The following is a 22,221-nucleotide window of genomic DNA, read 5'->3' as shown; positions in this document are numbered from 1 at the left end:
GTCAGCGCAGGTCGAGGTTCGCGACGTCGTCGGCCACGACCGCCGGCCGTGCGTCGGGGGCCACGGTCTCGACGCGCAGGTCGCGGACGGTGATGCCGCTCGCGTGCCGCATCCACAGGCCGTGGGCCGGCAGGACGCCGAACATCGTGTGCTCCGGGTAGGCCGCCGCGACCTCGGGGATGCCGGTGCGGCGCGCGTCGGCGGGCGTGCCCCCACCGGGCGTCGTGACCTGGAGGTCCTCCAGGATCACGTCCTCGACCGGGAACCCGGGCAGGCCCGCGATGCTCATGACGTCGCCGGACGGTGGGCCGACGGCGCGGCTCACGGTCGCGCGGAGGCGACGGACCTGCACGGCCCGGAGCGCCCCGACCGGCCGGGGCCGGACGACGTCCGCGAGCCCGTAGTCGAACCCGCGGTTCCCGCGCCGGACGGCGAGCGGGGCCGCGACGTCGTGCATGACGAGGTCGGTGGCGACGACGTCCTCGAGGTCGCCGCCGTCGACGGTCTGGAGCTTGAGCCCGCCGAGCCGGCACTCGTGGAGTACGCAACGCTCGAGGCGGATCCGGCGGAACCCGCCCAGGGACTGGGTGCCGAGCTTCAGGCCGGCGCAGCGGGAGCTGAGGGTGCAGCCGGTGACGAGGACGTCCCGGCACGGCTGCGGGTAGGAGCTCTTGAGCACGACCGCGTCGTCGAGGGTGTCCACGCGGCAGTCGCTCACGACAGCGCGGGCGCAGCTGTCGACGACGATCCCGTCCTGGTGCACGTGCTGCGACGACAGGACGGTCAGGCCCCGGACCTGCACGTCCTCGCACTGGGCCAGGTGGACCGTCCACATCCCGGCCTCGCGCAGGGTCACGTCCCGCAGGGCGACGGACCGGCAGCCGCGGAGGAACACCATGCGTGGGCGCGGGCCGGTGGCGATCTCGGGGTCGGGTGTCAGGACCTTCGGGAACGCCCGGCCCGACCCGTCGATCGTCCCGGCGCCCTCGATCGTGACCCGCTCGGCGTCCCGCGCGTAGAGCAGCGCCCAGACCCGTCGGCCGCCGATGTCGAGGTCACGCACTCCGAGGTCGTGCGCCGGGTAGTCGGCGATGTCGGGGCTGCCGAGGAGCGTGGCGCCGGGGGAGAGGTGCAGCGTCACATCCGACCGCAGCTCGACCGTCCCGGACAGGAACGTCCCCGCGGGCAGCAGGACGGTGCCGCCGCCCCGGGCGGCCGCGGCGTCGACGGCGGCCTGGATCGCCGCCGTGTCGCGGGTGGTCCCGTCGCCCCGGGCGCCGAACGCGCGGACGTCGAGGGGCCCGTTCCCGACGGCGGGTCGCGGCGCCGCGTCCGCGGTGGTCAGGGCGGTCGTGGCGGCCAGGCCGAGCCCGGGCAGGACGGACGCGAGGAACCGACGGCGTCGGAGGGGCACCGGTGCCTTCCCTGTCGTGATGTCGACGGTCCAGTGTCGCTCCGGGGGCATGAACGGGCCGTGCAAAGCGGGGAACGGGATCGCGAGGAACCGTAGGGGCGGTCGCTGGGTCGTCGAGTGGCGTGTCTGGTGCATCCCGGTTCGGGAAGTTGCTCCGTTCGCCGCTTGATCTTGTCGAACATGTGTTCGATACTGGGTGCATGGCGATCGAGGCAGGGTCCGACCCCGAGACGGGGTCGCCACTGCCGTGCCCGCCGGGGGACGAGGAACCCGACGAGCCGTCGTTCGAGCTGCCCGGTGACGCCGAGCTGNGAGATCCGCGCCTGGGCCATCAGCAACGGAGCGGCGCTGGCCGAGCGGGGCCGGATCCCCGGCTACGTGGTCGAAGCGTTCGAAGCCGGCGACGCCTCGAAGCTGACCGACGGCGTAAGAGCCGNTGATGCGACCGCCGCGCCCGGGACGTCGCCGGTTGATACCGCCGAGCAGAGCACACCGGAGGACCGCGGCGAGGAGCCGCGCGGTCGCGACGGCCTGACCGCCTCTGAGCGCGAGACGATCCGGGAGTGGGCGGTCAACGAGGGCATCGAGGTCAAGTCCCGCGGCATCCTCAAGAAGGACCTCATCTCCAACTACGAGGCCTCATCAGCCCGCCAGGCTTGAGCACGTGCCGCCGGCGCCGACCTCGGTCGGCCGCCGGCGACGCCGCGATAAGCCCACATATCGCGGCATCTGCGCACCGAGATCGAGGCCGGGACGCTCTTCGGTCGGCTGGCCACGCCCCCTGCCGTCGTCGCGCGCGCATGGTTGTCAGGAGCCCGGAAGGACCAGCCCGCTCTGGTAGGCGAGGACGACGGCGTTTGTGCGATTCTGTGAGCCAGTCTTCATCAGGATGCGGTTGACATGAGTCCGTGCGGTGGCCTCAGCGACCGTGAATTCAGCCGCGATTTCGGCGTTCGAATGGCCTTGGGCCATCAGGATAAGAACCTCACGCTCCCGGTCGGTGAGCCGCGCGAGCCGCGCCGCTAGGTCGTGCCGCTGCGGGTCGGTCGCCGCGACCGCGGCGATCACGCTGGCGGCCACTCCGGGATCCAGCCAGGCGTCACCGGCTGCCACGCGTCGAACCGCGTCCGCGAGTTGGCTCGGCGCCGCATGCTTGAGCAGATAGCCGCTCGCCCCAGTGCGCAGAGCCGCATACACGGACTCGTCCTCGTCGAACGTCGTAAGGATGAGGACCGGAGCGAACTCGACGACGGCCCTGGTTGCGGCGATCCCATCCATTCCGGGCATGCGGAGGTCCATGAGGACGACGTCAGGGGATATGCGCTGCATCGGAGTGGGCACGTTGATCGGGGACCACGCAGTGGTTGGCCCCGAGCTGCGACACGCTCGGGACGACGTGACGGAGATTTCTGGCCCCACCCCTGTCGCGTCGGCGTCATGCTGGCGGCGTCCACGGGTGGGAGGGGCCGGATGTGGGGTCGCGAGTGCAGGTCTACGACGCAACCCGCCGCGATCACCGCCGCGCGGAGCTCTCGATCCGCGAGTTCACCGTCCAACACGGGTGCACCGGCGCACGGTGCGCCAGGCGTCGGAATAGCCAGGCCCCGCCACCCCGGAAGCCACGGACCTTCTCGGCGCCGAAGTTGGCGCCCGTGTCCCTGCCAGCTGCCGCCCTCGCACTCTGGCCAGCAGTCCCGGCGATCCCGGGGACCTGCCGCGCGGCGACCGCACCGGCCTTCCGGATGATCCTGACTTGTAAGTTGTAGCCGTGGACGAGGAACCGACTGCTGACATCCTCATTGAGAGCGAAGCGACCGAAAGAGACAGAGAGGTCGTGTATGCCGTTGCGCAAGCCTCGGGGGTGACTTGCACGGTCGAACGTCGACTCATCCTAGAGTCAGCGGGCGAGCTTCCTTGGCAGGTCACTGTCCTGATGAGTGTGAGCTCCAGCTTTATCGCTGCTAGCTTGAAGAGCGGTACAGATGCAGCGGCGCGACATCTGAAAGAATTCATCGAAAAGCTTCGGCAGGCGCGGCAAGATTCCACCGGCCGTGATGGCATAGTCTCAATCGGAACGGCAATGGGTGACACAATTCCCGGAGGTTCCGACCTCCCTGTGGCTGCCTACGTGAAGGCGTTCAAATTCCTTCACGAACATGGCCGCTTACCTGGCGGCTTCTACTGGGACAACGAGGCCGAGAAGTGGCGTGATCCGTTCGCAGACTGACGAGTGTCCGCGCTCTCCTTTGCGAGGAGTAGGTGTGAGACCGCATCACGGGAGGCGGACTCAAGACCCTAATAGTCATATCTTTCGGAGAGCTGCAACCCAGTGGGCGATCTGCCCAGACTGCCACGCATTGATCGCTGACGATAACGTATACTTGGCAATCTTGTTGCGTGTTTCTTCCGATATGAAGCCTATAGGCCATCTTTCTGGTCAGGTCGAAGATTCCGCGAAGGGGCGGGGAATCCTTGGCCCAATAGAAGGTGACGCGGCGGCTTAGCCCGGGCGGCTCTGACCTAATCGTATCCAGCGTAATTGTCCGGTCCATCCGCGCCATATTGCGCTCCCTCGTGGTAATAGGGTGCGTCGCTATTGTAGACACGGTCGCTGCCGTACTCTCCGGGCCTGTAAATCTCTTGTACGTCCAGCGGCCGAGAGTGCTTATCCGCGGACGTTGCCGTGTAATCGGCGTGGTGCGAGCGCTGGATCGATGAGTTGGTCGGCGCAAGTTCCGGCTCGATCCGGCGGGCGTCGAGGGCGGGAATGGGGCGATGACGATCTTCAATTGTTGCTCTTGCGACGGCCTCGACTTCGGTCCTCCACGAAGCCCACGGATCAGTTCCGAAAGCCCGCACAATGATCCCGATGAGTTCCTTTTCGTGCGAACGCTTGAGCCGGATCCCTTCGCTCTCAGTTGAGTAGTGAAGCTTGCCGAGCTGGTCGGCGAACAACACCGCGGAGAATTGATCGCAGTCGTGATGGGCCTTGAGATTGGTCAGGTGAACCTCGGGGTGTCGGGCTTCGAATGCTCGTCGGAGGTCGCGGCCGCGGTGCGTGGCGTTGGATCGTTCTCGTTCAAAAGCCTGCCTCTTTGCCCGCCGTGCCCGCTGCACCCGCATCAGCCAGGGAAGGTGCAGCGCGGCTAGCAATAGGCCGGAAACGAGCACCGCGACAATTCCGCGCATGGCGCCGCCGTCTTGGCTGACCCCGATCACCACGGCTGCCGAGACCCAGGCATACGCAACATAGACGATGACCATCACTCAGCCCGCCCCGTCCAAAACGGTCCTGTCATCTGGCTCTCCTCGTCTGCGAGGGCTTGCCGCTCATCGGCTCCGGCGCTCCGTTGAGGCATGTTGCGGGTCTGCAGTCTGGTATCGCCACAGGCTGATCGTTGAGCGGGCAATTTCGATGGGCAAGTGGCTGGCGAGCGCCCAGCCGCGCTCGCCTCCGTCGGCGTCGAACGAGGGGAGACCGCGCGAGTGGGGAAGTTTGACCTCCGATTGGCGTGCGCTGGTGCGGGACAGCGATTCGGGGAGAGGGGCGAGAGCGCCCGCAAGAAGCAGGGTGCCGTCCGCGCGACTGCTCGGGGGCATGTTACGGATCCAGCCGAGCGAACGATGAACACGAGAGGTTATCGACGACTCGTCGCACGACGGGCGAGGGGACATGGTGGACTATATGGACAGACGATGTCTTTCCTGTCATTCGGCGGCTGCGGGATCGGCGAGGTTCTGCACTAGGTGTGGCGCGGAGCTCAACCGACCGCTGACCGCTTCTGAGACATCGAGCGCTGGTCGCGACACCTCAACGGTCGATCCTCGACCTGGAGGACCTTTGCGTGACTGGACCACCCCGAACCGGCCGCGACCGATCACTCGGACGCCATCAGTGCCGCATGATCCCCTGCCACGGAGCGCGACCTCGAAGCCGAGGGCACCTCGGTTCGAGCACATCAAAGAGCAGGCTCGTTTCCAACCAGCTGCACTTCAGTCTTCAGACCCGACTCCGCAGCCGCCGGGGCACGTACCTCGAGGCCGCGAGCGAGGCCGTTCACCGGCGCCCCAGGCGGCCGGGGATGTTGATCGCGTTGGCCCTCGGTGTCCTCGTGGCCGTCGGGCTGGCTACGGCATTAGTCGTACTTCGCGGCGGCGGATCTGCTCCCACAATCTCGGCCGGTATGACTGATGAGGCGTACTTCGCAGCGTGCGCTCAGTTGCCCAAGTCGGCAGCTCTTGTCCTGCGAGTCGGTTGCGACACGTCGCGGGCAATAAAAGAATTGAACGACTGCCGAACGCAACTTGCACAGCAAAATAATGTCAGCTTACCTGCGAACAGCCTCAATGCTCGCCGCTTCAGCGCCCTCTACTACGATCTTGTAGATCTGACCGACCCTCATGACGCGAGTGCTGCGCACAACTTCACCTACTACTTCATAGGGCCGGTCACTCAGTCTCAGATCGACTCCTTGGATGTCGGCGCGACGCAGTGCGATGCGAGCTACCGTGTGAGCGCGGAAAACAACAGCGTCCCCTTCCATGCGATCGGAGGGGAGGCGCAGCAGCTGTGCGTTGGAGAATTCGTCAGTCTGCCAACTGATTCAGCCCAGCTCGCTGCCGCTTGCGAGAACAAGCATTTCGATAGCAGCCTGCAGATTCGACTCCCGAACTTACCACCTCTAACTGGAGACGCTGCGTTCGCGTTTGCGAACTCAATCGCGACAGAAGATGACCAGTTTGCGCTCAACGCAAATCCCGACAGCGATATCAAATCGCCACTAGTGGAATGGATGATCCTTCACTGCGACTACGTCGGCTGCTCGATGCAACTCGAAGCGTCTTGAAGAGCGACTGGCCGCATAGAGAGTGACGAAGGACTACAGAGCGTGCTCGTTCTTGGCGTGCAGCGATAGTCCCCGAGGTCTGGGATCGCATAAGCCTCGGCGAAAGGCGTGGGGACCACTCTGCGCAGCGTGCGGCACCATCACGAGGTCGGCCTGCTGCCCGAGCCCGTGCGACGGGCGAACGGGTTCAAGCCATACGGCGTCGCCCACCTCGTCGGGCTGGTGCGCATCAACCGGTTGTCCGATCTCGGATTCTCGTCGCCGCGGATCGCCGCGCTCGGGGACGGTGACGAGCACACCGTCGAGGCGCTACGTGTTCTGGATGGCGATCTGGTCCGCGAGATCGACCGGCTGCGAAGCGGCGGGCCGAGCTGGCGACGATCATCGACGGCTCGGTGCCGACGGACCTACCGGAAGCGATTGCCGGCGCCTCGGTCCGGGACGACTTCTTTACACGCGATCGCGATCTCGTCACCGTGCTCTCCCGAGTGCTCGGGCCGGACGAGCTGGAGTTCTACGCCGGGGTGCTCGACGGCGAGGACCCGACGGACGGGGCGCCCGCGCCGCGTTCGAGGACCTGCCGGCCGAGGCCGTTGAATCGTTGCCTGTCGATCCCAGCCCTGTCGATCTCAGCCGCGGGGTCGCCGACGACGTGCGCCTGCTCGAGAACGCATCGCCCGGCTTCCTCGAGCTCGGCCGACGCGCGTCCGTGGCGATGCCGCGATATCGCCTGTTATCGCGGCATCAGGAAGGGCTCGTCGGTCGAGCGCCACCGGCTGATCGGCGGCCTGGGTTCACGCCATGAACCCGTCCGTGGACGCAGAGCCGCGCCGCTTCGGCGCCCGGGAGGGCTCACACCCCTCCCGGGCAGGGTGAATCCGAAGGAAGGAGCCGACCGAGACAGGTGGGTCGGTGATCGGGTTCGCCGAGGTGGCTGTGCGGGGGCTGATCGTGACCGGCGAACCCATGAGCAGCGCCGACGATCTGGTGGTGGTGCAGTGCCTCCACGTCTTCGACGACGACCGCGGCCTGCTCTCGGTGCGGGTCGAAGATGCGGGTTAGGCGTCCGCGCCGGCTTCGTCGGGAACGACGATGAGGCCCTGGAGGAGCTGGGCGACCTCGCGCCGGAGCGAGTCTGCCGTGTGTCCCTCGCCGGGGCGGTACCAGCGCGCGATCGAGGTCAACATGCTGTTGAGCAGCTTCGCCGTGACGGCGGGGTCGATCCCGGCCCGGACGGTGCCCTCCTCGATGCCCTGCCGGAGGAGGCGTTCGGTCTCGCGGTCCACCTCGTGCGCCCAGGCCTGATAGTTCCGGCGGGCGGGTGCGGACAGCTGGTGCTGGTCGGCGAGCAGTACCTGGTAGTACGCCGTGTGCCGGCACGCCGCGTCGACGTGGAGGGCGACGAAGGCGTGAATCTTCGAGGTCACGCTTTCGTCGCCGGTCACGATCGCGGAGATGCCCTCCCGTAGCGGATAGATGACCTGTTCGACGATCGTCTCGAGCAGTCGCTGCTTCGAGGCGACGTACTGGTAGATCGTCGGCTTGCTGACACCCGCCTCGGCGGCGATCGCGTCGAGCGTGGAGTCGGCGTACCCGTAGCGCTCGAACACCCGTGCCCCGGCGGCCACGATCGTCTGGGGATCGACCGTGCGGCGTCGTCCCATCACGGCCGCCGGTCGGTCACGGGCCTGCTCACGCTCCCAATCTAGGCGATAGAGCTACCGGGACGGCTCTCAGTGGTCGACCTCCCTTCGTCGTGGCTGCTCGCAGCACCTCTTGACGGTGACCTGCCACCTTGGTTTTACTGACCAGGCAGTTAATCAAAGGAGGTCTAATGCGAGCAGTCGACATCGTCGGGATCGGCATCACCGGCTTCGGCAAGCAGGAGGGGGAGAGCTGGCGGTCGCTGGCTGCGACAGCTGTGACCCGAGCGCTCGGCGACGCGGGCGTGGCCGTGTCGGAGGTGGACCTGCTGGCGTCCGGCAATGCCATGGCCGGCCTGCTGGGCGGGCAGGAGATGGTGCGCGGCCAGGTCGTGGCGGGTGCCGCGGGTCTCGCGGGCGTCCCCGTGGTCAACGTCGAGAACGCCTGCGCGACCTCCTCCACGGCGATGCAGGTCGCACTCGACGGTATCCGTGCGGGTTCCTACGACACGGCCGTCGTCGTGGGCAGCGAGAAGATGACCGGGCAGGGCACCCGCGCTGCGCTCGGCGCCATGACGAGCGCGGTGGAGCTGGAGCGCATCCCGGAGATCACGCGGGACCTCACGGGCAGCGACGAGCCGGCCGGGTCGTTCTTCATGGAGGTCTACGCCCGCATCACCCGCGACTACATGCAGCGCTCGGGCGCCACGGACGCCGACCTCGCCGACGTCGCGGTGAAGAACTCCCGCCACGGGACGCTGAACCCGAACGCCCAGTACCGCCGCGCCCGGACCCGGGACGAGGTGCTGGGAAGCCGGTTGATCGCCGACCCGCTGCGCACCCTGATGTGCTCGCCGATCGCCGACGGGGCGGCCGCCCTCGTGCTCCGCGCCACCGAGCGCGTGGAGGCGGACGTGGCGCCGGTGCGGATCCTGGCCTCGGTGCTGGGATCGGGGCTGCCGGGAACGACCGGCCCGATGCTCGAGGAACGCACCGCCCGCCGCGCCTACGAGCAGGCCGGCGTCGGGCCGGAGGACCTCGACGTCGTGGAGGTCCACGACGCAGCCAGCCCGAACGAGCTGCTCATGTACGAGGAGCTCGGTCTGTGCGCGCCCGGTGGCGGGCCGAAGCTCCTCGCCAGCGGCGCCACCACGCTCGGGGGCCGGGTGCCCGTCAATCCCGACGGGGGACTGGTGTCCCGCGGCCACCCCGTCGGCGCCACCGGGGTCGCGCAGATCGTCGAGCTGGTGACCCAGCTGCGGGGACGGGCGGGGGAGCGACAGGTCCCCGGCGCGCGCACCGCGCTCGCCGAGAACGCCGGCGGCTACCTGCACCCCGACGCCGCCGCCTGCACCGTGACCGTCCTCGGGGTCGGACGATGACCGACCCCGAGCCGGTCGTCCTCGTCGAGCGACGCGGTGCCGCGCTCCGGCTGCGGCTCAACCGGCCTCGGGCTCTCAACAGCCTCACCCCGGAGATGATCGACGAACTCGACCGGGGACTCGACACCGCGGCAGACGACCCGAGCATCCGGGTGGTCGTGGTGGGCGCCGTCGGCCGGGCCTTCTGCGCCGGTGCCGACCTCGCGGGGGTGCTCGCCCGCACCACCGACGACGACCGGACCGGCGGCCACGCGAGTGAGCTCGGCTTCCTGGTCCGGGTCGGCGAGGTGTTCGACCGCATCGAGCGCTTCGACAAACCGGTGCTCGCCGCGGTCGGTGGGACGGCCGTGGCGGGCGGGCTCGAGCTCGTGCTGGCCTGCGACCTCGTCGTCGCCACCCGCTCGGCGAGCTTCGGCGACGCCCACGCCAACTACGGAATCCTGCCCGGAGGTGGGGGATCGGTGCGCCTGCCCCGACGGGTCGGGGCCGCGCGGGCCCGGCATCTCATGCTCACCGGCGTCACGCTGCCCGCCGAGCGGTTCGTCGCCACCGACCTGCTCACCGAACTCGTCGAGGACGCCGAGCTCGACGCGACCGTCGAGGCCCTGGTCACGCGGATCGCCGCGACGAGCCCGCTGACGACCACTGTCATGAAGCACCTCGTGGCCGACGCGGCGGAGACCCCGAGCTCGATCGGGCTGCGCCGGGAGCAGCAGGCGCTCGCGACCCACACCCACTCCCAGGACTACCGCGAGGGCCTCGCCGCCTTCGCCGGCAAGCGGGCCCCCCGCTTCGTCGGGCACTGATCCCACCCAGAGCCGAAAGGAACCGCGTGAACCTCCTCAGCCTCAAGGGTCGCACCGCGCTGATCACCGGAGCCGGGCAGGGCGTTGGCGCCCAGGTCGCCCGCCACTGCGCCGCCCACGGAGCCCGTGTCGTCGTCAACGACTTCCACGCCGAGCGGGCCGAGGCGGTCGCCGCGGGGCTCCGCGACGAGGGCGCCCAGGCGACCGCCCGCACCTGCGACGTCACCGACTACGAGGCGGTGTCGGCCATGGTCACCTCCGCCGCCGAGGAGTTCGGCCCGGTCGACGTGCTGGTCAACAACGCCGGCAACGCGGGCCCGTCTGCGGACCCGATGGCCCCGGCGCCGCCGTTCTGGGAGAGCGAGCCGGCCGACTGGAAGCCCTGGGTCGACGTCAACTTCTACGGGGTGCTGAACGCCAGCCGGGCCTGTGTACCCGCCATGGTCGAGCGCGGGCACGGCCGGGTCATCACCGTCATCAGCGACGCCGCCCGCGTCGGGGACGCCCAGCTCGCGGTGTACGGCGGCGCCAAGGCGGGCGCCGCCGGCTTCTCCCGCGGCCTCGCCCGCGCGGTCGGCCGCCACGGGATCACCGTCAACTGCGTCGCGCTCTCCGCGGTCCGCACCCCCGGCGTCGCGACGGCCGTCGAGGACGCGTCCCTGGTCAAGGCGATGCTGCGCCAGTACTCGATCCGCCGGCTCGGGGAGCCCGACGACGCCGCCAACCTGGTGCTCTTTCTCGCCTCCGACGCGGCCACGTGGATCACCGGCCAGACCTACCCCGTCAACGGCGGCTTCGCGGTGAGCACGTGAGCGCCGACGGGACCGCCCCGGCGATCGACCTCTACCTCTACCGCAACGACGCCGGCTCGACCCGCACCCGGATCCGGCAGGTCGAGCAGGGCGGCTTCGACGGCCTGTTCGTCGGGGAGACCAGCTCCGACCCCTACCTCAGCCTCACCCTCGCCGCTGCCGACTCGGACCGCGCCACCCTCGGCACCTCGATCGCGCTCGCGTTCCCCCGCAGCCCGATGACGACCGCGGTGGCCGCCTGGGACCTGCAGCGCGCGTCCGGTGGTCGGTTCGTCCTCGGGCTCGGGTCCCAGGTCCGCAAGCACGTCGAGCGGCGCTTCTCCGCGCCCTTCGAACGACCTGCCGCCCGCCTCGCCGACTATGTGCGCGCGGTCAAGGCGAGCTGGTCGGCGTTCTCCGGGGAACGGCCCCTCGAGCACCACGGCGAGTTCTACACGCTGGACTTCCTCCCCGAGATGGTTCGCCCTGCGCCTCTCGACGGCCCGCCGCCGCCGATCTACCTGGCCGCGGTCGGCGCCACGATGTTCCGGAACGCCGCCACGGTGGCCGACGGGGCGCTCGTGCACCCCATGCACACCCTCGACTACCTGCGCGAGGTCATCGAGCCGGCGATCGCCGGAGGACTGGAGCGCGCCGGACGGGAACGCCCGGACTTCGCCCTCTCCATCACCACCCTCGCGATCGTCGCGGAGTCCGACACGGAAGCCGAGCGCGACGCGGTGCGGGCGCAGTTCGCCTTCTACGCCTCCACCCCCGCCTACCGACCGATCCTCGAGCTTCACGGCTGGGGCGGGACCGGGGACCGGCTCCATGAACTCGTCCGCGCCGGGTCGCCTCCGCGGGACCTCGGCGCCGCCGTCCCCGACGAGGTCCTCGACGCCTTCTGCGTCGTCGCCGACACCTGGCCCGCCGCCATCACGGCGGCCCGCGAGAAGTACCGCGGCGTCGCCGACCGCGTCATGTTCCAGGCCCCCGTCCCGCCCGACATCACCGTGCCTCGATGAGGAGCACCCCATGGCCCACCCCAGCCTGACCGACCTGACCTACGGGGACCTGGTCGTCGAGGCCCTCTCCCGGTTCCCCGACCGTGACGCCTTCGTGCGCGACGACCGGCGCATGACCTACGCCCACGCCGCCGACCTGCTCTCCCGCATCCAGCAGGTCCTGGCCGGCCACGGCATCGGACGCGGCGCGGCGGTCGGCGCGCTGAGCCCGAACGAGCCCGAGACCTGGCTCGTGCAGGCGGCGAGCTACCTGCTCGGGGCCCACTACACCGGCCTGCACCCCCTCGCCTCCGTCGAGGACCACGTCACCGTCTGCGACGACGCCGGCATCACCGTGCTGGTCGTGCACCGCGACCACGCCGCCGCCGGAGCCGCGATCGCCGCGCGGTCCTCGACCGTGCGCCACGTGCTGTCGATGGGCGACGACGACCTCGGGCCCGACCTGCTCACGCTCGCCGATCGGTACCCCTCGCGCCCGCTCCGACGTGGCCCCGCCACCGAGGACGACATCTCCTGGCTCACCTACACCGGGGGCACCACCGGAGCGCCCAAGGGCGTCGCCGTGCCGCACCGGGCGATGGCCGCGCTCTGCGAGGCACTGCCGGTCGGCTGGAGCATGCCCCGTAGCGCCCGGTACCTGGTCGGATCGCCGATCACCCACGCCGGGGGACTACCGATCCTGCCGGTGCTCCTCGGCGGCGGCACGGTCGTCCTCCAGCACGGCTTCGACCCGGGACGCTGGCTCCACGCGGTCGAGAGCGAGCACATCTCCTTCGCCTTCGTGGTCCCGACGATGCTCTACAAGCTGCTCGACCACGCCACCCGCCCGTCGGGAACGACCGCGAGCCTCGAGACCGTCGTCTACGGCGCCGCCCCGATGAGCCCGACACGCATCGCGGAGACGCAGGAGCTGCTCGGGCCGGTCCTCGTCCAGGCCTACGGCCAGACCGAGAGCCTCGCGATGGGCACCAGCCTGCGCGCCGACGAGCACGACCCCCGACACCGTCCCGACCTGCTCACCTCCTGCGGTCGGCCGGTGCCCGGCACCCGCGTCACCGTGCTCGACGAGGAGGACCAGCCGGTACCCGACGGCACCGTCGGGCAGCTCTGCCTGCGCTCCCGCGCCGTCATGAACGCCTACTGGGGCCGCCCCGACCTGACCACGGAGACCCTCAGCAGCGGCTGGCTGCACACCGGCGACCTCGGCTACCGCGACGACCACGGCTACTTCCACCTGGTCGACCGCACCAAGGACCTCATCATCACCGGTGGGTTCAACGTCTACCCCAAGGAGATCGAGGACGTCATCGCCGCCCGTCCCGAGATCTCCGGCGTCGCGGTGATCGGGGTTCCCGACGACCGCTGGGGCGAGGCCGTGACCGCCGTGGTCACCGTGAGGCCGGGCGCCGAGCTCGACCAGGCCGCCCTGATCGCCGACGTCCGAGCCCGCAAGGGCTCTCACCAGGCCCCCAAGACCGTGGAGCGGGTGGCCGAGCTGCCCACCACCGTCGTCGGGAAGATCGACAAGAAGGCACTGCGCCGGCGGTACTGGGCCGAGGGCGAGCGCGGGGTCCACTGACTCTCACCGAGACCGCGCACGACTGCGAGGTGAGCGACGCGGCCCCGGCGCCAACTGCTGCTCAGAACTCGTCGAACGCCGCGGGAGAGCAGTCGCGTGACCGCGACGGGCTGACGGCCGCAGAAGAACTGAGGCGGCCGCAGCCGGCGCCGAGGTCGCGCCGGCAATGCCTCGATCAGCCCACTTATTGCGGTATCGAGTCACGGGCGAAACGAGGTCGACCGTGAAGAGTCCTCTCTTGCTCCGAACGACCTCTAGCCCGACCAAGAGCATCTGAGGACGGTGTCCTTCACCGTCGATACCGCCCGGGGAGGCAACCATGCCATATGGCCGATGCGTGATCTACTCGTTCTCCGGCGACCCCGAGGAGGTCACGGAGAAGTCGAGGAACGGCATCTTGCCGATCTTCAAACAGCAGCCTGGGTTCATTGCCTACGGTGTCATGATTCAAGACGGTCAGATCGTTTCGGTCAGCGCGTGGGCCTCTGAGGCAGATGCTCAGGCCGCCGACGATGCGGCGAAGCAGTGGGTGTCGGAGAACATGGACGCGAAGGTGGTCAACAGCTTCGTAGGCGATTACGCCTGGTTGGAATTCGCTCAGCAGTGACAAGCGGTGTCCAGCCATGCCGGGCAGGTGCGTGGAGATGCCACGCAGTATTGGCCCGCCATCTCGGCTCGCCACGGAGCTCATCGCGGCCGGGCCGCCGGCCATCAGGGTCCGAGCCGGTCTGATCGGTAGGCGGTCCCGGGGCGTTCGGCTTCATAGTCGCGGCATCGACCGGCTCCAGGTGGCGCAACGCGATGAGTTCGGGCCGCACATCGGATTCATCGCGTGAAGCCCGTTCCAGGAGGCGGCCGATCGTGGACGGGCAACGCCAAGGGCGTCACCGGACCGCACGCCCGGTGCCGTGAGTGTGGGTCCGAGTCGGCTGAGTGCCGATGTGGTCAGGAAGCGGACCTCGGGCGCGACCCGAAGCTCGAGGTGGAACGCCACGATCGCTGCTACTTGATCAACGCCTGGACCTCACGGAACGCGGGGTTCTCGCTGGAGCCGAGCCACTCGAAGACCACCATCTCGGTGGTCACCACCTCGACTCCGTGGTCGCGCATCCGCGCCAGCGCCGCGTCGCGGTTCTCCGGCGCGCGGCTGCCGATCGCGTCGGCGACCACCGCCACGTCGTGCCCGGACTCCCGTAGGGCGAGCACGGTCTGCAGCACGCACACGTGCGCCTCGCACCCGCACACCACTGCGCGCGCCCGTAGCTCCAGGGACGCGGCGAACGTCGACTTCGCGACGGCGGGTCCCGGCAGGACCGCCGCGATCTCGTCGACCGTGGGCCCGAGCTTCGCGGGGTCCTGCTCGGTGGTCGTGACCGGCACTGCCAGCCGGGTCGCCGCCCGGACGAGGCGCCCGGCGTTGCGCAGCACCTCGGGGCCGCCCGAGATCGCGGGCATCAGCCGCTCCTGCAGGTCGACGACGAGCAGGGCCGAGGAGTCCGCGGAGAGCGCCGGCATGCCGCGACCCTAGGCGAGCTCACGAGGCAACTCGGGTCCGAGGCAGCGCCACCACATCGTGGATTCGCCACCCGGCGGGGCGTCCGTCACGTGTGGCGACCGCTTTGCGACGCTCCGTGCATGACCATCGGGGGGACGATCCTGGGCACGCCGCTACCGGCGGCTCCACCACCAGAACCACGCCGGCGCTGGGTCACCGATCCGCGGCTCGTCGAGCATCTGCCCCCCGTGCTTGCCGTTGTCATCTTCGTCGGCGTCTTCTTCCGGATCCGGCAACGGTGGTTCATGCCCGGGTTTCCCGCCGCCGGGTACACCGAGTGGGTCGTCCGGTCGACCGTCGAGGGCACCGCCATCGCGCCGAACCAGTACCGGCCGCTGATGCCCTGGGTGATGGCGTTGCTCGCGGACGTCGGTCGCGTCCCGCTTCCGACCGCCATCCTGGCCGCGGACGCGGCGCTGCTCGCCGTCGCTCTGATCCTGCTGTACCGGCTCTCGATGCGCCTCGGAGCGAGCTGGCTCATGCTTGCTGCCGCGGCCGGATGGGCGTGGTTCGCAGTCAAGCTCGACCACTGGCACCCCGAGATCATGCTGCTCACCTGCATCGTCCTCGCCGTGACGCTGCTGCTCTCCGGACCGTGCCCGCCGGCGCTGCACCTGACCGCGCTGGGACTGCTCACCTGCGGGGCGCGTACCGACTACGCCGCAGGTCTCGGTCTGGTCGTGCTCGTTGTGGGCATGGTGCGCCGTCGCCGGCTGCTGATCGACGCGGGCGTGCTGATCGGCATCGTCGCGCTGGGCATGACGGTGGTGCTGGCCGAAGTGCTCTACCCGCAGGCCCGATACCAGGTGGACGTCGTGCAGGTCCCGTTCAACGTGACCCCGGGGTCGTTGGTCTTCGTGCTGACGTTCTACGGCCCGCTGCTGGTGGCCCCGGCGCTGCTCGCCGTACGTCGTCGAGCGTTCCCACCGCTCGCCGTGGTCATCGGCTGGTTCCTCGTCGAGTTCGCCGCGACCTTCGTGATCGGGCGGCCCGAGGAGTCCCGGCTGTTCATGCCGTTGGTGCCGGCCTGTGCGGTTGCCGCCGCCGTCGCCTGGCGCGAATTGCGCCGGGACGTCGACGCCGAGCGCATGAGCTCCCACCGCAACGGAGGTGGCGCCGCGTCGGGCCAGGCGGTAGATCACTGCCCATGACCACAGCGTCCGGCGTCCCGCGCGGCAGCTCCGCTGCGCTGCGTGCCGCACCATCCGGCGTCCCGCGCGGCAGCTCCGCTGCGCTGCGTGCCGCACCATCCAGCGTCCCGCGCGGCAGCTCCGCTGCGCTGCCTGCCACGGCGGGGTGGACCGAGCGGGTCGAGCATTACCGGGAGCGGTTCGCGACGTTCCTGATTGTCGAGGTCGGGCCGCTCGAGGAGGAGCTGGCCCGCCAGGACGTCGGGACGCCGTTCAACCCGCACCTCGACGAGGCCGGCCGGATGCACCCCGCGGTGTGGGAGGCCCGGCGGGAGGCGCAGCGCCGGTCGGCGGCGGCCGGGCTGTACGCGCCGCACGTACCCGGACCGGACACGACGCGGTTCACGCGACCCGAGATGCAGCACGTCGAGGAGTTCGTCTACCACCGCAGCGGGCTGGGGTTGGGGCTCGCGGCCCTGGCGTGGACCGAGGGCCCGAGCGACGCGATCGAGTACTGCTCGCCCGCCGCCCGCGAGCACTGGGTCGACCCGCTGAAGCGCGCCGAGATCACCGCCGCGTTCGCGAACACCGAGCCCAGCGTCGGCACCGACGTGCTGGCCATCTCCACCCACGCCCGCCGCGACGGCGACGACTGGATCCTCGACGGCCACAAGGCGTGGATCACGAACGCCCACTTCTGCGACGTCATCCAGGTCACCGCGGTCACCGAGCCCGGCGCCGGGACGCGCAGCCTGACGATGTTCCTCGTCGACGCGAACGCGCCCGGCGTCACCCGGGGCCGCGACATCCCGACGATGCTCGACGACGGCCTCACCGGCGAGCTGCACTTCGACGGCGTCCGCATCCCGGCCGAGGACGTGGTGGGGGAACCCGGCGACGGCTTCGCGCTGGCCATGACGTGGATCAACTGGCGCCGCATGATCCGCGGCGGGATGTGCGCCGGGTGGGGGCAGTGGCTGCTGGAGCGGGCCGTCGACCGAGCGCGCACCCGCAGCGTCGGCGGGCGTCCGATCGCCGAGCAGCAGGTCGTCGCGCACATGCTCGCCGACATGGACGCCGACGTGTACAGCGCCCGGGCGGCGTCCCTGCAGCTGCAGGTCGACCTCGAGGCGCTGCCCGGCGGCCCGGCCGCGGTGCCGCTCGACCCGGCCGGCCCTCGGCTGATGAGCCTGCTCAAGGTGATCAACGACGAGGCCTTCTTCCGGGTCGCCGACCGCGCGATGCAGGTCCACGGCGGTGCGGGCCTGCGGCGGGGCTCGCCCGAGGAGAAGCTCTTCCGCATCGCCCGGAACCTCAAGATTCCCGCGGGAACGGACGAGATCCAGCGGAACGCGATCGCCCGGGGACTGCTGCGGTGACCCTCGCCGCCGTCACGGGCCGCTTCCAGCCGGTGCACGCGCAGCACCTCGAGCTGTTCGCCCACGCGCTCGCCCACCACGACGAGCTCGTGGTGGCCGTGACCAACCCGGACCGGCAGGCCCGTCGTCGGGAACCGACCTCGGAACACCGCCACACCGATGCGGCGAACCCTTTCACGTTCTTCGAGCGGCTCCGACTGCTCGGGGCCGCGCTCGCGGGGGCGGGGCTGACGGCGACGGTGGTGCCGTTCGACCTCACCCGCCCCGCGGTCTGGCCCGAGTACGTGCCGCTCGACGCGGAACAGTACGTCCGCGCGTACTCGTCATGGGAGGTCGAGAAGGCCGACCAGCTGCGGGCGGGCGGCTACGCCGTGACCGTGCTCGACGGCGACCCCGCCGCGAAGCTCGACGCGACCGACATCCGGGCGGGGTTCGACGACGGGTCGTGGGTCGACCTGGTGCCCTCCTCGACCGTCCCCGTCCTGCGGGCCCTGCTGTGACCCTCCCGCCCGGCTACGGCGAGACCCAGCCCCGGCTCGTCGACGACCGGATGCCGGTCGTGCTCGTGGTGCTCGACGGGCTCGGCGACCGTCCGGTCCCGGACCTCGGTGGTCGGACCCCGGCCGAGGCCGCCCGCACCCCGGTGCTGGACGCGCTCGCCGCCCGCGGCTGTTCCGGGTGGCACCTGCCGTTCGGGTGGGGTCGCGGGCCGGCGTCCGAGCTCGCGCACTGGGTGATGTTCGGGTTCGACGACGTCCCGTTCCCGGGCCGGGCGGTGCTGGAGGGCCTCGGCGCGGGTGTCGAGGTGCCGGTCGGGGTCGCGGTGTCCCACACGGCGTTGCGCTCGTCGCGGGTCGAGGACGGCCGCGTCTGGATCACCGGCCGGTGCGCCCCCGACGACGAGGCCGACGCCACGGCGCTGTTCGACGCACTCGCGCCGGTGGCCGCCGCCCACGACGTCGGGCTGCTGCCGCTGGGGCGGCGCGGGGAGGCGCTGCTGACGCTGCCGGGTCACGACGACGGGTCGGTCACCGACTCCGACCCCTTCTTCGAGGACCGTCACCCGTGGCTGGCCGTGCAGCCGTGCACCCCGTCGGCGGCAGGGACGGCCACGGCGTTGACGGCATTCCTGCGGGAGGCCCGGGCCACGCTGGTCGGCCACCCCGTGAACCGCCGCCGCTGGGGTCGCCCGCCGCTGGACGTGCTGACGACGAAGTGGTCCGGACGACGGAACCCGCTGCCCTCGTTCGTCGCGCAGACCGGCGTGGCCGGGGCCGCCGTCACCTCGACCGGCCTCTACCGCGGCCTCGCCGCCCTGCTCGGGATGGCCGCACGACACCTCGCGCCCGCACCCGACGTCGGGACCGACCTCGCGGCCCGGCTCGACGCGACCCGGGAGCTGATCGCGGCCGGCGCGCAGTTCGTGCACGTGCACACCAAGGCCACCGACGAGGCGGGCCACACGAAGCGCCCGCGGGCGAAGCTCGAGGTGCTCGAGGCGGCCGACCCCGGGCTCGCCGGGCTGCTCGACCTCGCCGACCACGCGGTCGTCGCCGTGACGGGCGACCACGCGACGCCCTCGACCGGCGGGGTGCTGCACACCGGCGACCCGACCCCGCTCGTCGTCGCCGGCCCGACCGTGCGGCCCGACCCGGTGGCCGCCTTCGGCGAGGCGTCCGCCGCGGGCGGCTGGTACGGACACGTGAGGGCCGCCGAACTGCTGCCGCTGCTGTTCGGGCACGCGAACCGGCCCGACTTCCTCGGGCACCGGCCCACCCCGCGCCGCACCCTCGCGCTCCCGGACGACCCGGTGCCGATGCCGCCCTGAGGCGGCTCAGGTCAGTGCCATCCCCGGCACGCGGGCCCGGATCGCCGCCATCTCCGCCTCGTCCGAGACCCCCTGGAAGTCGTGGCGCGGGGTGCGGAGAACTCTCCGTTTCGTCGAGGGGGCGACCATCGAGCAGGGACCGGCGCGCGCCGACGCGCGGCAGAACCGGGCGCGCATCCTGGAGGTCGCGGCCGAGGCCCTCGCGCGCGACGCGGACACCTCGCTGAACGCCGTTGCGAAGCTGGCCGGGGTCGGGGCGGGCACGCTGTACCGGCACTTCCCCCACCGGGAGGCGCTCGTGCTGGCGGTCTACCGGTCGGAGGTGCAGCGCCTCGTCGACCGGGTGCCCGAGCTCCTGGCCGGGTCGCCGGCGGTGGCGGCGCTGCGGACCTGGTTCGCGCAGCTGGCCGGGTACATCCGGATCAAGCGGGGACTCTGGGACGCGTTGACCGCGGCCGGCCACGACGCGGCGACCGCCGAGTCGTACGGACCCGTGATCGGGGCCATCGGCGCCCTGCTCGCCGCGGGCGAGGCCGACGGCAGCATCCGGCCCGGGCTCGACCCCGACGACGTCCTCATGCTGATGAGCTCCGTCTGGCGCGTTCCCGACGGCGAGCAGGCCGACCGACTCCTCGATCTCGTCATCGGGAGCCTGCGGGCCGACGCCGGACAGCGTGACCAACGGGACGAACGGGATCATCCGGCGTGCTGACCAGCGACGATCCGAGCATCCGGGCCCCGCGGGTCGATCGCCGGTGGCACACTTCGCGCATGACGACGACCGCGGACGCACCCGCCGTCGACACCGTCGACGCCCGCCCCGCCCCTGCGGCTCCCTCTGCCCCGGCGGCGCCGCCGGCGCCCGCGCCGGTGCGGCAGGACCCGTCGTCGGGAAGGGGGAGCGCTACCCCCTGGCTGCTGGCGTTGCTGGTGCTCGTCACCGGCATGTTCATGTCGGTGCTGGACGTCAGCATCGTCAACGTCGCAATCCCGTCGATGCAGAAGGACTTCGGGGTCACCACCGACGAGATCCAGTGGGTGTCGACGGCGTACTCGCTCGCGCTCGGCGTGATCGTGCCGGTCAGCGCATGGCTGGGGGAGCGGCTCGGGCTCGGGCGCGCCTACGTCGTGTCGCTGATCGGGTTCGGCCTGGGGTCCGCGCTGTGCGGGCTGGCGTGGGACATCAACTCGATGATCGCGTTCCGCATCCTGCAGGCGATCCCCGGCGGGATCATCCCCGTCGTCGCCCTGTCGATGGTCTACAAGATCGTCCCGCGGGAGAAGATCGGCGCGGCGATGGGGCTCTACGGGCTCGGGATCGTCTTCGCGCCCGCCGTCGGGCCGACCCTGGGCGGCTACCTCGTCGAGTACGTCGACTGGCGGCTGATCTTCTTCATCAACGTCCCGATCGGGATCGTCGGCGCGATCGCGGCGATCGTGTGGCTGCCGATGGGCACGGGGGTGCGCGGGAAGCGCTTCGACGTCCTCGGCTTCCTGACGATCGCCGTGGGCCTGTTCTCGCTGCTGCTCGCCCTCTCCGAGGGACAGTCGTGGGGGTGGACGTCCTACCCGGTGCTGATCCTGCTGACGGTCGGGCTGCTGTCCCTGGCACTGTTCGTGGTGATCGAGCTGGAGGTCGACGAGCCGCTGCTGGACGTGCGCGTGTTCTCGTACTGGGCCTTCACGAACTCGTTGCTGCTCATCGCGGTGCTCTCGGTGGGCCTGTTCGGGGTCCTGTTCTTCATCCCGCTGTTCCTGCAGCAGAGCCAGGGTCTCGGCGCGTTCGACACCGGCCTGCTGCTCCTGCCGCAGGCCGTGGTGATGGGCATCCTCATGCCGGTCGCGGGCCGGCTCTACGACAAGATCGGGCCGCGGTGGCCCGCCGTCATCGGGCTAACGATCCTCGCCCTGGGCACGTGGATGCTCCGCGACCTGTCGATCGACACGTCGTGGTCGGAGCTGCGGTGGATCCTCGTCTTCCGCGCCGCCGGGATGGGGCTCGCGATGATGCCGATCATGACCGGTGGCATCTCCGCCGTGCCGCCCGACCGCGTGTCCGGGGCGAGCGCGTTCAACAACGTCGCCCAGCGCACCACGTCGGCGATGGGCCTGGCCGCGCTGACGGCGCTGCTGTCGGCGCAGCAGGCCCAGGAGGCCGGCGACACCGGGGCCGCGATGCGCATGGCGCCGCACACGCCGATGCTCCAGCAGTACATGAGCTACTCCCAGGTCCAGGCCCACTCCTTCGTCACCGCCATCGACGACCTGATGATGGTCACGGCGGCCCTCACCGCGGTCGGTGTCCTGCTGGCCCTCCGGCTGCGCTCCGGACCGGCACCGAAGACGTCGCCCGGACCCGCCGTCATGGAGTGAGGCCCCGCGCCTCGACGACGTCTCCCGCAGTTCGGCGGGCTCGGCGCACGGGCCGCTCGGACCTTGTGGCCCGCTCGGGCGCTCCGACAGGGGTTCACGGGTCGACGTCTTAGTGAGTCGCGGCAAACGCGTGCCGTAGCCCTTGCACGAGGTCGTCGAGTGGCGTGTCCGGTGCATCCTGTTCGGGAAGTTGCTCCGTTCGCCGCTTGATCTTGTCGAACATGTGTTCGATACTGGGTGCATGGCGATCGAGGCAGGGTCCGACCCCGAGACGGGGTCGCCACTGCCGTGCCCGCCGGGGGACGAGGAACCCGACGAGCCGTCGTTCGAGCTGCCCGGTGACGCCGAGCTGNCGTGGNGGGCGGCGCTGGATGCCGGGGTGCCGGCGCGGGAGTGCCCGTGGCCCGACGACGAGCCGGTCACTGAGGAGCCGGCGTGGGCCGTGCCCGGGGTGTCGACCGGCGAGGCA

22 protein-coding genes are annotated in these 22,221 nt (G+C 70.5%); 17 read left to right on the top strand and 5 right to left on the bottom strand.

Annotated features, from left to right (window positions below; all coding sequences use genetic code 11):
* Position 1: 1 nt before the first annotated feature.
* Positions 2–1,414 (bottom strand): glycoside hydrolase family 28 protein, encoded by a 1,413-nt coding sequence (locus A3CO_RS0121860; protein ID WP_018334384.1) that lies wholly within the window; start codon positions 1,412–1,414, stop codon positions 2–4.
* 180 nt (positions 1,415–1,594) lie between these two features.
* Here A3CO_RS0121860 and A3CO_RS0121855 point away from each other — a divergent pair, with 180 nt between their 5' ends.
* Entirely contained in the window at positions 1,595–2,074 is a 480-nt protein-coding gene (locus tag A3CO_RS0121855) for an Lsr2 family DNA-binding protein (RefSeq protein ID WP_084682128.1), read from the top strand.
* Positions 2,075–2,221: 147 nt separating this feature from the next.
* Here A3CO_RS0121855 and A3CO_RS0121850 read toward each other — a convergent pair whose 3' ends face one another.
* Positions 2,222–2,713: a LuxR C-terminal-related transcriptional regulator gene (locus A3CO_RS0121850; RefSeq protein ID WP_169510968.1), complete on the bottom strand. Its 492-nt coding sequence runs from the start codon at positions 2,711–2,713 to the stop codon at positions 2,222–2,224.
* A 469-nt stretch (positions 2,714–3,182) separates the two neighbouring features.
* On the opposite strand from A3CO_RS0121850, the gene A3CO_RS38380 reads away from it, so the two are divergent.
* Positions 3,183–3,641 carry a hypothetical protein gene (locus A3CO_RS38380; protein WP_157647782.1) on the top strand — a complete coding sequence of 153 codons (459 nt, stop codon included), beginning with the start codon at positions 3,183–3,185 and terminating at the stop codon, positions 3,639–3,641.
* Positions 3,642–3,934: 293 nt separating this feature from the next.
* Here A3CO_RS38380 and A3CO_RS38375 read toward each other — a convergent pair whose 3' ends face one another.
* Positions 3,935–4,681: a hypothetical protein gene (locus tag A3CO_RS38375; RefSeq protein ID WP_157647781.1), complete on the bottom strand. Its 747-nt coding sequence runs from the start codon at positions 4,679–4,681 to the stop codon at positions 3,935–3,937.
* A 917-nt stretch (positions 4,682–5,598) separates the two neighbouring features.
* Between A3CO_RS38375 and A3CO_RS38370 the strand changes: the two genes are divergently transcribed.
* The 3 genes from A3CO_RS38370 (at position 5,599) to A3CO_RS38365 (ending at position 7,323) form a co-directional block, all read left to right on the top strand.
* Positions 5,599–6,261: a hypothetical protein gene (locus A3CO_RS38370; RefSeq protein ID WP_157647780.1), complete on the top strand. Its 663-nt coding sequence runs from the start codon at positions 5,599–5,601 to the stop codon at positions 6,259–6,261.
* Positions 6,262–6,369: 108 nt separating this feature from the next.
* Complete coding sequence (locus A3CO_RS40460; RefSeq protein ID WP_425393421.1) at positions 6,370–6,858, top strand: helix-turn-helix domain-containing protein; 489 nt, start codon at positions 6,370–6,372, stop codon at positions 6,856–6,858.
* Positions 6,859–7,173: 315 nt separating this feature from the next.
* Positions 7,174–7,323, top strand: coding sequence for a hypothetical protein (locus tag A3CO_RS38365; protein WP_018334380.1), 150 nt, complete (start codon positions 7,174–7,176; stop codon positions 7,321–7,323).
* Here A3CO_RS38365 and A3CO_RS0121835 read toward each other — a convergent pair.
* Positions 7,320–7,925 (bottom strand): TetR/AcrR family transcriptional regulator, encoded by a 606-nt coding sequence (locus A3CO_RS0121835; protein WP_018334379.1) that lies wholly within the window; start codon positions 7,923–7,925, stop codon positions 7,320–7,322. The genes A3CO_RS38365 and A3CO_RS0121835 overlap by 4 nt on opposite strands.
* 170 nt (positions 7,926–8,095) lie before the next feature.
* On the opposite strand from A3CO_RS0121835, the gene A3CO_RS0121830 reads away from it, so the two are divergent.
* The 6 genes from A3CO_RS0121830 to A3CO_RS0121805 all read left to right on the top strand — a co-directional run bounded on the left by A3CO_RS0121830 (position 8,096) and on the right by A3CO_RS0121805 (position 14,094).
* The gene (locus A3CO_RS0121830; protein ID WP_018334378.1) at positions 8,096–9,286 is read left to right on the top strand and encodes a thiolase family protein; all 1,191 of its coding nucleotides are present in this window, start codon (positions 8,096–8,098) and stop codon (positions 9,284–9,286) included.
* Complete coding sequence (locus A3CO_RS0121825; protein ID WP_018334377.1) at positions 9,283–10,092, top strand: enoyl-CoA hydratase/isomerase family protein; 810 nt, start codon at positions 9,283–9,285, stop codon at positions 10,090–10,092. The genes A3CO_RS0121830 and A3CO_RS0121825 overlap by 4 nt, the downstream gene beginning before the upstream one ends.
* Before the next feature lie 26 nt (positions 10,093–10,118).
* Positions 10,119–10,904: an SDR family NAD(P)-dependent oxidoreductase gene (locus tag A3CO_RS0121820; RefSeq protein ID WP_018334376.1), complete on the top strand. Its 786-nt coding sequence runs from the start codon at positions 10,119–10,121 to the stop codon at positions 10,902–10,904.
* On the top strand, positions 10,901–11,908 hold the full coding sequence (locus A3CO_RS33725) for a TIGR03617 family F420-dependent LLM class oxidoreductase (RefSeq protein WP_018334375.1): 1,008 nt from the start codon (positions 10,901–10,903) through the stop codon (positions 11,906–11,908). Before A3CO_RS0121820 ends, A3CO_RS33725 begins: the two co-directional genes overlap by 4 nt.
* 10 nt (positions 11,909–11,918) lie before the next feature.
* Positions 11,919–13,487 carry an AMP-binding protein gene (locus A3CO_RS0121810; RefSeq protein WP_018334374.1) on the top strand — a complete coding sequence of 523 codons (1,569 nt, stop codon included), beginning with the start codon at positions 11,919–11,921 and terminating at the stop codon, positions 13,485–13,487.
* A 337-nt stretch (positions 13,488–13,824) separates the two neighbouring features.
* Positions 13,825–14,094 carry a hypothetical protein gene (locus A3CO_RS0121805; RefSeq protein WP_018334373.1) on the top strand — a complete coding sequence of 90 codons (270 nt, stop codon included), beginning with the start codon at positions 13,825–13,827 and terminating at the stop codon, positions 14,092–14,094.
* 395 nt (positions 14,095–14,489) lie between these two features.
* Here A3CO_RS0121805 and A3CO_RS0121800 read toward each other — a convergent pair whose 3' ends face one another.
* On the bottom strand, positions 14,490–15,002 hold the full coding sequence (locus A3CO_RS0121800; protein WP_018334372.1) for an isochorismatase family protein: 513 nt from the start codon (positions 15,000–15,002) through the stop codon (positions 14,490–14,492).
* 228 nt (positions 15,003–15,230) lie between these two features.
* On the opposite strand from A3CO_RS0121800, the gene A3CO_RS0121795 reads away from it, so the two are divergent.
* From A3CO_RS0121795 to A3CO_RS0121770, 6 genes are all read left to right on the top strand, one after another.
* The gene (locus tag A3CO_RS0121795; protein WP_018334371.1) at positions 15,231–16,193 is read left to right on the top strand and encodes a hypothetical protein; all 963 of its coding nucleotides are present in this window, start codon (positions 15,231–15,233) and stop codon (positions 16,191–16,193) included.
* Positions 16,190–17,551, top strand: coding sequence for an acyl-CoA dehydrogenase family protein (locus A3CO_RS0121790; protein ID WP_018334370.1), 1,362 nt, complete (start codon positions 16,190–16,192; stop codon positions 17,549–17,551). The genes A3CO_RS0121795 and A3CO_RS0121790 overlap by 4 nt, the downstream gene beginning before the upstream one ends.
* Positions 17,548–18,051 carry an adenylyltransferase/cytidyltransferase family protein gene (locus A3CO_RS0121785; protein ID WP_018334369.1) on the top strand — a complete coding sequence of 168 codons (504 nt, stop codon included), beginning with the start codon at positions 17,548–17,550 and terminating at the stop codon, positions 18,049–18,051. The genes A3CO_RS0121790 and A3CO_RS0121785 overlap by 4 nt, the downstream gene beginning before the upstream one ends.
* Positions 18,048–19,379, top strand: coding sequence for a BPG-independent phosphoglycerate mutase family protein (locus A3CO_RS0121780; RefSeq protein ID WP_018334368.1), 1,332 nt, complete (start codon positions 18,048–18,050; stop codon positions 19,377–19,379). The genes A3CO_RS0121785 and A3CO_RS0121780 overlap by 4 nt, the downstream gene beginning before the upstream one ends.
* Positions 19,380–19,470: 91 nt before the next feature.
* Positions 19,471–20,091: a TetR/AcrR family transcriptional regulator gene (locus tag A3CO_RS0121775; protein ID WP_018334367.1), complete on the top strand. Its 621-nt coding sequence runs from the start codon at positions 19,471–19,473 to the stop codon at positions 20,089–20,091.
* Between the two features lie 59 nt (positions 20,092–20,150).
* Entirely contained in the window at positions 20,151–21,752 is a 1,602-nt protein-coding gene (locus A3CO_RS0121770) for a DHA2 family efflux MFS transporter permease subunit (RefSeq protein ID WP_157647778.1), read from the top strand.
* The last annotated feature ends 469 nt before the right edge of the window (positions 21,753–22,221 follow it).

The organism is Actinomycetospora chiangmaiensis DSM 45062, from assembly GCF_000379625.1.
Classification (GTDB): Bacteria; Actinomycetota; Actinomycetes; order Mycobacteriales; family Pseudonocardiaceae; genus Actinomycetospora; species Actinomycetospora chiangmaiensis.
The sequence above is the reverse complement of the archived record's forward strand: the minus strand, read 5'-3'. Positions and strand labels throughout refer to the sequence as shown.